Origin of the sequence: Clostridium sp. HBUAS56017 (assembly GCF_007115085.1) — a bacterium.
In the GTDB taxonomy this organism is placed as follows: domain Bacteria; phylum Bacillota; class Clostridia; order Clostridiales; family Clostridiaceae; genus Clostridium; species Clostridium cibarium.
Genome location: NZ_SULK01000042.1, coordinates 1 through 10,179 on the forward strand (window position 1 = coordinate 1; position 10,179 = coordinate 10,179).

A 10,179-nucleotide genomic window follows, 5' to 3' on the forward strand; every position below is an offset into this window, starting at 1 on the left:
AAGTTAAGCTCTACAGCGCTGATGGTACTGCATGGGAGACTGTGTGGGAGAGTAAGACGTTGCCAGGTATGTTGAAAAGGATAGTATTAACTATCCTTTTTTCGCGTTTAAGATAAAGAGTGGGGGAAACACAGTGAAAAAATTAAATCTAGTTAAAAAACCAAAGTTATTCTCTATAATAAAACATCGGGATAAAGAATTAACAAAAGATCAATTTATAAAAGATATTATAGCAGGAGTTATAGTTGCCGTTATTGCATTACCATTATCAGTAGCATTAGGGATATCATCAGGGGTTACACCTGAAAAGGGTCTTATAACTGCCATAGTAGCGAGTTTATTTATTTCATTATTTGGTGGAAGTAGGGTTCAGATAGGAGGGCCTACCGGTGCTTTTGTGGTTATAGTATATGGTATTATTGAAAAAAATGGAATTGATGGTTTGATAATATCCACATTAATGGCTGGAATTATATTAATATTATTTGGATTGTTACATTTAGGAAACTTAATAAAATATATACCGAAAACAGTAACAGCCGGGTTTACAGCAGGTATAGCTGTAACGTTATTTTCGACTCAAGTAAAAGATTTATTCGGACTTAATATAACTAATGTTCCATCTGAGTTTTTAAGTAAGTGGAAAGTTTATATAATGAATTTAGATACAATAAATATATGCGCATTAATCTTGGGAATAATATCCGTAATAGTAATTGTTGGAACATCTAAGGTTAGTAAGATAATTCCAGGGTCATTAGTGGCATTAATTACAATATCATTAGCAGCCACAATATTTAATCTGCCTGTAAATACAATAGGTAAACAATTTGGAGAAATTTCTTCGAATATACCTTTCCCAACATTGCCTAAGGTAGGAATGGAAAAGATAACATCATTAATTGTACCATCAATGACAATTGCCTTTTTAGCAGCTATAGAATCATTATTATCAGCAGTTGTAGCAGATGGAATGATTGAAAAGAGACATGATTCCAACACTGAATTGGTCGGGCAAGGTATAGCCAATATATTTTCAGCTATGTTTGGAGGCATTCCTGCAACTGGAGCTATTGCAAGGACTGCAGCTAATGTGAAAAATGGTGGACGTACGCCGGTGGCTGGAGTAGTAAGTGCTATTATTTTACTTATAATTATGGAAGTGTTAATGCCATTAATACAATATGTGCCTCTAACAGTTCTAGGTGGAATATTGGCAGTAGTATCATACAATATGTGTGGATTTAAGGAACTAAAAAGAATAACTTTTTCTAGTAAATGTAATATGATTGAAATGCTTTTAACCTTTATACTAACTGTAGTTTTTGATTTAGTTACAGCTATAATAGTATCTATGGTTGTACATTTTATATTTGAGAAGGTTATTAACAGAGAAAGTAATGAAATAAGTCAAATAGGTTGATGAATAAATATTATCCAAGAAGCACAGAGATTAGTCTCTGTGCTTTTTTAAATTAAAACAAGGAATAAATAGAAAAAAGATAAATAGAATTATTATGAATAGATTATAGAAATAGATAGGAGGAATTAATGACAGTAATCAATTATCCACTCGAAGCCAAAGTTGATGTACTACATAGGGTAATTAGAGCATTAAGATCAGTATAATAAAGATGCCAAAAAGGAGGGATTTTTAATGAAGGTATTATTAGCAGCTTCAGAAGCATATCCTTTGATAAGGTCAGGAAGTCTTGGGGATGCTATTGGAGCATTATCAAAGGAATTAGGAAAAAAGGATATTGATGTTAGAGTAGTTATTCCTAAATATAAGAATATAGATTTAAATATAAAAGATAAGCTAGAATTTGTTAAATGGTTTATGGTGAAGGTTGGTTGGCGCACTCAATACTGCGGATTATTTAAATATGATAGTGATAATGTAAAGTACTACCTTGTAGATAACGAGTACTATTTTAATAGAGATGATCTATATGGATATGATGATGATGATGAAAGATTTGCTTATTTTGATAAGACAATTTTGGAATTGATTAATGAATTAGATTGGAAACCAGATATTATTCATTGTAATGACTGGCAAACAGGAATGGTACCAGTAATGTTGAAGTATGATTACGCAAGTAGAGATGAATATAAAGATATAAAAACAGTATTTTCATTTCATAATATGATGTTTAAAGGAGTATTCTCACCAGAAATATTACCAGATCTATTTGATTATAATATGGAGCTATTTAATAATGGAAGCCTTGAGTTTTATGGAGGGGTAAGTTTCATGAAAGGAGGAATTAACTTTGCAGATAAAATTACAACTGTAAGTAGTACTTATGCTGATGAAGTTAAGACTCCACAATATGGTGAAAAATTAGATGGGCTATTAAGGGAGAAAGCATTCAATATCAAAGGAGTACTAAATGGGCTAGATTATAATGAATACGATCCAAGGAAAGATCCGTATATATATAAGGTTTTTGGGAACAATTCGATAAAAGATAAACAAATAAATAAATTAGAGTTGCAAAAGGATTTAACATTACCTGTTAATAAAGATATACCAATGTTAGGACTTGTATCAAAATTAAATAATCAAAAAGGTTTAGAGCTGATTATTAATATAGCTGATAAATTGCTTCAACACAATATTCAACTTGTAATACTAGGTACTGGAGATAGACAGTATGAAGAGCATTTTAAAGGATTACAAAGCAGATATAAGGATAAGGTATCCACTAATATTAAGTATGATAAAAAGCTAGCTCATAAGATATATGCAGGATGCGATATGTTATTAAAACCATCTCTTCTAGAACCATGTGGATCAGGACAATTAATAGCGTTAAGATATGGAACTATACCTATAGGAAGAGAGACTGGAGGGCTAAAGGATACTATATTACCATATAACAAGTACAATGGAAAAGGCAATGGATTTAGTTTCAGTAATTTCAATGCAAATGAACTATTGATGATAATTGAATATGCTTTAGATATATATCAAGATAAGGAGTGCTGGAAGTCTATAGTAGATCAGGCAATGAATTCAGATTATAGCTGGGAAAAGTCAGCAAGTGAATATAGTGAATTATATTGTCAAATCATCTAAGCATAGTCATAGGAGGGGATTAGTATGCTGACCTTAGATAAGGAGACATTTAAAAAGGCTTACGAAAACAAGTATAAGAATCTACATGGTGAAGAAATAGAGGAAGGAAATAATCAACAAAAATATGAAGCCTTGGGAAGCTTGATAAGAGATTATGTAATCAGGATATGGATGAATACTAATAAGAAATATAATATTTCTGGAGAGAAACAAGTGTATTACTTTTCTATGGAATTTTTACTAGGAAGGTTACTTGGAGATGTCCTAATGAATCTTGGAATTATGCAAGTGTGCAAGGAAGCCTTATTAGATTTTAATATTGATTTACGAGAATTAGAGGAGTTAGAACAAGATCAAGGCTTAGGTAATGGTGGATTAGGTAGATTGGCAGCGTGTTTTCTAGATTCGATGGCTTCGTTAAACATAGCTGGACATGGATGTGGAATTAGATATAAATATGGGTTCTTTGAACAGAAAATCATAAATGGTAAGCAGGTTGAAGTGTCAGATAATTGGCTAAGGGAAGGAAATGTATGGGAGAGAAGAAAACCAGATAAAAGTGAAATAGTAAAGTTTGGTGGTGAAGTAAAGGTTCAGGAGTTAAATGGAAATTTAACTTTCACTCATGTAAATTTTGAACCAGTGCTAGCAGTACCATATGATACCCCTATTGTAGGATATGAAAATGATGTAGCTAATACTCTAAGACTTTGGAGTGCTGAAACTGTATCCAACGAGTTTGACTATTCATCGTTTAGTAGAGGTGAATTTTTAAAAGCTATAGAGTATAAAAATTCAGTAGAAGCAATATCACAGGTATTGTATCCTGAGGATTCATTTTATGAAGGTAAAATATTAAGACTTAAGCAACAATATTTCTTTGTTTCAGCTGGCATGCAGAGCATAATAAGACATTTTAGAAAGCATGGAGGGAATATTTTATTACTAGATGAAAAAATAGCAGTTCATATTAATGATACTCATCCAACTCTAGCAATACCAGAACTTATGCGGATATTACTAGATGAAGAAGGCATTTCTTGGGATGAGGCTTGGAGAATAACAACAAATACAATATCTTATACGAATCATACAATTTTAGCAGAAGCATTAGAAAAGTGGCCTATAGAGATGTTTAAGCAGCTACTACCTAGAATATATATGATTGTTGAAGAAATTAATAAGAGATACTGTGAAGAACTTTGGAGTAAGTATATAGATCAATGGGATAAAATATCGCGTATGGCAATACTGGCAGATGGGCAAATAAGGATGGCTAATTTAGCTGTTGTAGGTAGTCATAGTGTTAATGGAGTGGCTAAACTTCATACAGATATATTGAAAAAAGAAGAAATGAGAGATTTATATTACTTATATCCAAATAAGTTTAATAATAAAACTAATGGAATCACTCACAGAAGATGGTTAATAAAGAGTAATACAGGACTTTCAAATCTTTTAATGGAGACTATAGGTGAAAGTTTCATAAAACATCCAACAGATCTGATTTATTTTGAAAAACATGCTCATGAAAAAGGGGTGCAAGAAGAACTTAATAGAGTTAAAAAGATAAATAAAGAAAAATTAGCAGATAGGATTTATAAAAAGAATGGTATAGTTATAGATCCAGCATCCATATTTGATGTTCAGGTAAAAAGGATTCATGCCTATAAAAGACAAACGCTAAACTGTTTAAGGATCATGGATTTATACAATCATTTAAGAGAAAATCCTAATCTAGAAATAGAGCCAAGAACATTTATTTTTGCAGGAAAGGCAGCACCTGGATATTATCTAGCTAAAAATATTATTGAATTGATAAATTGCATAGCTGATACGGTAAATAATGATCCAAGTGTTAATGATAAGATAAAAGTAGTGTTTATGAATAACTATAAAGTATCGTTAGCAGAAGAGATAATTCCAGCTACGGATGTAAGTGAGCAGATATCAACTACAACGAAAGAAGCATCAGGAACATCTAATATGAAATTCATGATGAATGGGGCGGTCACTATTGCAACTTTAGATGGAGCTAATATAGAGATAAGAGATGAAGTAGGAAATGATAATATTGTGATTTTTGGAATGACAGCTAGAGAAGTTTTGAATTATCTACAAAATGGTGGTTACTGTTCTATAGATATATGTAATGAGAACAAGAGGGTAAATAGAGTAGTTAATGATTTAATTAATGGTACTTATCATAAAGATAGAGATAGATTCAAAAGTATTTATGAAAATCTTATAACATATAATGATGAATTTTTCGTTCTTAAGGATTTTGAATCCTATGTAAAAGCCCAAAATAAAATAGATAACATGTATAAAAATATACACAAATGGCAAGAAATTTGTGGAATTAATATTGCACATTCTGGAGTATTTTCTTCTGACAGAACAATTCAGCAGTATGCTACAGGAATATGGGGTTCAGAATTAATCTATAAGAACTTGTAAGGAGGATTGATTTATGGAATATTGTTTTGCCTTTCATAATTCTCATATAAATCAGTATAGAAGTCCGTTTGGAGCGGTGGCTGTAGGAACTAATGTAAATTTAAAGATATTGGTGGATAAAGGTGTAGAAGCATATTTGAATTTGATAAATTTTATAGGTGAAGAAAGTGTAGTAAAGATGAGTTGGGAAGGAGATAGTGGAAATAGAACGTTATTTTCTACTAAATTGGATACATTAAATCTTATTGGAATGAATAGATATTATTTTTCATTAAAAAAGGATGATAAGTATTTTTTTTATGGAAATAATGAATCGGCTTTAGGAGGAGAAGGGCGTATATACTATGAAAATCCAATTCCATATCAAATAACAGTTTATGAAGAATCTTATATTCCAGAATGGTTTCAGGAGGGAATAATTTATCAAATATTTGCAGACAGGTTCTACAACGGAAATAAGGATGGGAAAATTAATAGTAGGAAAAAAAATAGTTTTATATATGGTAGCTGGAATGATGAACCTATGTATATAAGAGATAATAAAGGGAGTATTATAAGATGGGATTTTTATGGAGGTAATTTACGTGGTGTAATAGAAAAACTTCCATACTTGGAGGAGTTAGGAGTAACAATACTGTATTTTAATCCTATATTTGAGTCTGCTAGCAGTCATAAATATGATGTGGGCGATTATGAAAAGATAGATAGTATGCTTGGAGATGAAGATGATTTTAAGGAGTTATGTAGCAGGGCAGAAAAACATGGAATAAAAGTTATTTTGGATGGAGTATTTAGCCATATCGGCGCTGACAGCAAATATTTCAATAAGTTTGGAAATTATGAATCATTAGGAGCATACCAATCAAAAGAATCGCCTTATTATAGTTGGTTTAGATTTAAAGAATATCCAGATAGCTATGATTGTTGGTGGGGATTTGATAATCAGCCTAATGTAGATGAATTAAATCCATCTTATTTAAATTATATAGTAACAGGCAAAGAGTCTATAGTTTCAAAGTGGCTAAAATTAGGAGCTAGTGGATGGAGATTAGATGTAGCAGATGAATTGCCAGATGAGTTTATTAAATTATTGAAGAAAAGAATAAGAGAAGTAAATCCAGAAAGTATTTTAGTTGGCGAGGTGTGGGAAGATGCTTCAAATAAGATTAGCTATTCAGAAAGGCGTGAATACTTATTTGGAAGAGAATTAGATTCTGTTACTAATTATCCTTTTAGAGAAAGTATATTAAAGTATGCAAAAGGGGAGATAAATGGAGCAGAATTTATCAGTAGAGTTTATAGCTTGTATGAAAATTACCCTAGAGATAATTTTTATAATACTATGAATTTGTTAGGAAATCATGACACTCAACGACTATTTACAATTTTGGAAGAGGATATTTCTTTGTTAAGGTTTGCTATAGCAATTCAGATGACATTCCCAGGAGTACCATTAATTTATTATGGAGATGAGGTTGGTTTAATTGGAGGACTTGATCCAAGCAATAGAAAACCTTATCCTTGGGAAAAGGAAAATAAAGAAGTGTATGACATATATAGAAAGCTAATAATGTTAAGAAAGAGTAACGATATATTATTAAAAGGAGATTTTGATATATATCAAGGAGAAAATGATTTAGTTATTGTTAAAAGAATGTACAAAAATAAGAGTATATTAATTATATTAAACAATACAGAAGAAGATAAATATATACGTATTAAAGAGAACAATAATTATAAGTTAAGAGATATCATTTCGGGTGAGGTTTTAGTTGGGGATGATAAGAAAAAATATAATGTAAAAGTTAAAAAAAAGGGTTATAAAATATTGCAAGAAGATTAATAGCGCATAGGGAGCTCCATAGGAGCTTCTTTTTTTATTCAAGGCAAAAAAATATGTATATTATGGAAAAGCAAAACATATTGTATTAGAAGTAAAACATAGGAGAGGAGATATTGCTTGTGAGTAAAAAAGAGATTGTTGCGATGATATTAGCAGGAGGGCAAGGCTCTAGATTGGGGGTTCTAACTAGGGATATTGCTAAACCAGCAATTCCATTTGGTGGAAAGTATAGAATTATTGATTTTCCACTAAGTAATTGTTCTAATTCAGGAATTTATACTGTAGGAGTACTAACTCAATATAAGCCTTTAGAATTAAACACTCATATCGGCATAGGAAATCCATGGGATTTAGATAGGAGAGATGGAGGAGTTAGTATGTTGCCACCTTATCAAAAAGAGAAAGGAGGTAATTGGTATAAAGGGACAGCAAATGCTATATATCAAAATATTGAGTTCATAGATAGATATGATCCAGAGTATGTTCTAATTCTTTCGGGGGATCACATATACAAGATGGATTATTCTAAAATGCTTAATTTTCATAAAGTTAAGGAATCAGAAGCAACTATTTCAGTTATAGAAGTGCCAAAAGATGAGGCAAGTAGATTTGGAATAATGAATACTAGAGAGGATATGTCAGTTTATGAATTTGAAGAAAAACCAAGGAATCCAAAAGGAAATTTAGCATCTATGGGAATATACATTTTTAATTGGCAAGCTTTAAAAAGATATTTAAAAGAGGACGAAGTGGATAAGTTCTCCAGCAATGATTTTGGAAAGAATATAATCCCTAAAATGATAAATGGGGGAAGTCGAGTGGTTGCTTATCCTTTTGAAGGATATTGGAAAGATGTCGGAACAGTAGATAGCTTATGGGAAGCAAATATGGACTTGCTTTCAAAAGATAATAGATTAGATTTATATGATGAAGAATGGAAAATTTATTCAGTAAATTATAGCAGCCCAGCTCAATATATAGGAATAGATGGTGTTATAAGGAATTCACTTGTGGTAGAAGGGTGCTCTATAGATGGAGAAGTAAGTAATTCAGTAATATTTCAAGGTGTAACTATAGGAAAAAATTCAATTGTAATGGATTCGGTTATAATGCCAAATGTCAAGATAGGGGACAACGTAGTAATAAATAAGGCCATTATAGGTAGTGATACTATTATAAGAAGAGAGTGTAGAATAGGAAGTGGAGAGGAAATTGCGGTGATAGGAAGTAAAGAAGAGGTTAAATCGGGCAGTTTTGTTGAGGCATGTACTACCATTTAAGTTTTAGTCTATTATATAGGGGGATATACAAGTGAATAATTGTGTGGGAATAATCAATTTAGATGAAGATGAGAGTAAAATGGGAGAGTTAGTACGGAATAGACAATTGGCTGCAATACCTATAGCTGCAAGATACAGAATTATAGATTTTGTACTTTCTAATATGACAAACTCTGGTGTGGAATGTATAGGTATTTTTTCAAAAAATAAAGCTAGGGTTCTTATGGATCATTTAAAGAATGGAAGGCCTTGGGACTTACACAGAAAAAGAGATGGATTAAAAGTTTTCAATTTTGGATATGAAGATCCGGCCTTTGATGATGCTCATAATTTTTCAGAAAACATAGAGTTTATAAAATATAGCAGAAAAGAATATATTATTATGGCACCATCGTATATGGTATGTAATATTGATTATAATGAAGCATTAGAAGAACATAAGAAGACAGGTAATGATATAACTATGATATACAAGAATGTTGGTAACGCTGATAAATGTTTTATTGGATGTGAGGTTTTAAATATAGATGAAAGTGGAAAATTATTATCAGTAGGCGAAAATATAGGGAGAAAAAATAGTTCAAATATCAATATGGAAATGTATATAATGTCTACTGAATTGTTTATAGATATTGTGTTAGATAGTATAAGGAGTGGCATGTACAGAAAGATAAAACAGTTCATTAATTCAAATTTAGATATTTTAAATGTTAGATGTTTTAAGTTTAATGGATATTTGACGTGTATTAATTCTTTAAGTAGTTACTATACTTCAAATATGGATTTACTCAAAAAGAAAGTTAATGATGAATTGTTTTATGAAGGTAGGCCTATTTTTACTAAAACTAAAGATGAAGCTCCAACTCATTATGGGAGAGAATGTAACGTTAGAAACTCTATAATAGCAAATGGATGCTGTATAGAAGGAGAAGTTAGAAACTCAATTATAGGAAGAAGAGTATGTATAGCCAGAGGAGCAAAAATTGAAAGTTGTATAATATTACAAAATAGCATTATAGGAAAAGAAGGCAAGCTTAATAAGGTTATTGCAGATAAAGGAGCAGAGATAAAAGAAGAAGAAATTTATATAGGGTCAGAGTCATGTCCTATAGTTATAGAAAAGCTTAGAAAGTTTTGAGTAAATAATATAGCGAGGTAGATTACTTAATTATATGCTTCGCTATACTATTTCTAATAATAAAAGAAGTTTTCAGAGCATTATGATAAAAACTAATCCTAGTGTATCTCTATGAGCAATTTTATGTAAAAGACAGTATTAAGGAGTAATATAATAATCATTTATAAAAATGGAGGATGATAACAATGGTGATAAGAATATATATGGTAAGATAGAACTCGTCCTTAAGAGATGCAGCAACATTGTTTTAGATTAGCAATCAAGAAAAATGTTGACATGTGTTGAAAAAGGTGATAAGATAAGAAAGTCGCTTGAGGGCGACAAACAAAATGGTCTTTGAAAATTGAACAGATATAAATAAGTTAAAAACCAG

5 protein-coding genes and 1 pseudogene are annotated in these 10,179 nt (G+C 31.0%); all 6 read left to right on the forward strand.

The features are described from left to right. Nucleotides 1-133: 133 nt before the first annotated feature. Nucleotides 134-1,363 (forward strand): annotated as a pseudogene (locus tag FAY47_RS19490) (SulP family inorganic anion transporter); the annotation flags it as partial. Nucleotides 1,364-1,657: 294 nt separating this feature from the next. Continuing rightward, on the forward strand, nucleotides 1,658-3,085 hold the full coding sequence (gene glgA, locus FAY47_RS19495) for a glycogen synthase GlgA (RefSeq protein ID WP_143318596.1): 1,428 nt from the start codon (nucleotides 1,658-1,660) through the stop codon (nucleotides 3,083-3,085). 24 nt (nucleotides 3,086-3,109) lie between these two features. Then, on the forward strand, nucleotides 3,110-5,545 hold the full coding sequence (locus FAY47_RS19500; protein ID WP_143318597.1) for a glycogen/starch/alpha-glucan phosphorylase: 2,436 nt from the start codon (nucleotides 3,110-3,112) through the stop codon (nucleotides 5,543-5,545). Nucleotides 5,546-5,558: 13 nt separating this feature from the next. After that, the gene (locus tag FAY47_RS19505) at nucleotides 5,559-7,388 is read left to right on the forward strand and encodes a glycoside hydrolase family 13 protein (RefSeq protein ID WP_143318598.1); all 1,830 of its coding nucleotides are present in this window, start codon (nucleotides 5,559-5,561) and stop codon (nucleotides 7,386-7,388) included. A gap of 119 nt (nucleotides 7,389-7,507) precedes the next feature. After that, the gene (locus tag FAY47_RS19510; protein ID WP_143318599.1) at nucleotides 7,508-8,668 is read left to right on the forward strand and encodes a glucose-1-phosphate adenylyltransferase; all 1,161 of its coding nucleotides are present in this window, start codon (nucleotides 7,508-7,510) and stop codon (nucleotides 8,666-8,668) included. A gap of 31 nt (nucleotides 8,669-8,699) precedes the next feature. Then, nucleotides 8,700-9,806 carry a glucose-1-phosphate adenylyltransferase subunit GlgD gene (glgD, locus tag FAY47_RS19515; protein ID WP_143318600.1) on the forward strand — a complete coding sequence of 369 codons (1,107 nt, stop codon included), beginning with the start codon at nucleotides 8,700-8,702 and terminating at the stop codon, nucleotides 9,804-9,806. Nucleotides 9,807-10,179: the final 373 nt, after the last annotated feature.

Excerpts from the sequence above, each read along its gene's own strand:
- FAY47_RS19505 (WP_143318598.1), top strand. The coding sequence starts at position 5,559 with ATGGAATATTGTTTTGCCTTTCATAATTCTCATATAAATCAGTATAGA.
- glgA (WP_143318596.1), top strand. The coding sequence starts at position 1,658 with ATGAAGGTATTATTAGCAGCTTCAGAAGCATATCCTTTGATAAGGTCA.
- FAY47_RS19500 (WP_143318597.1), top strand. The coding sequence starts at position 3,110 with ATGCTGACCTTAGATAAGGAGACATTTAAAAAGGCTTACGAAAACAAG.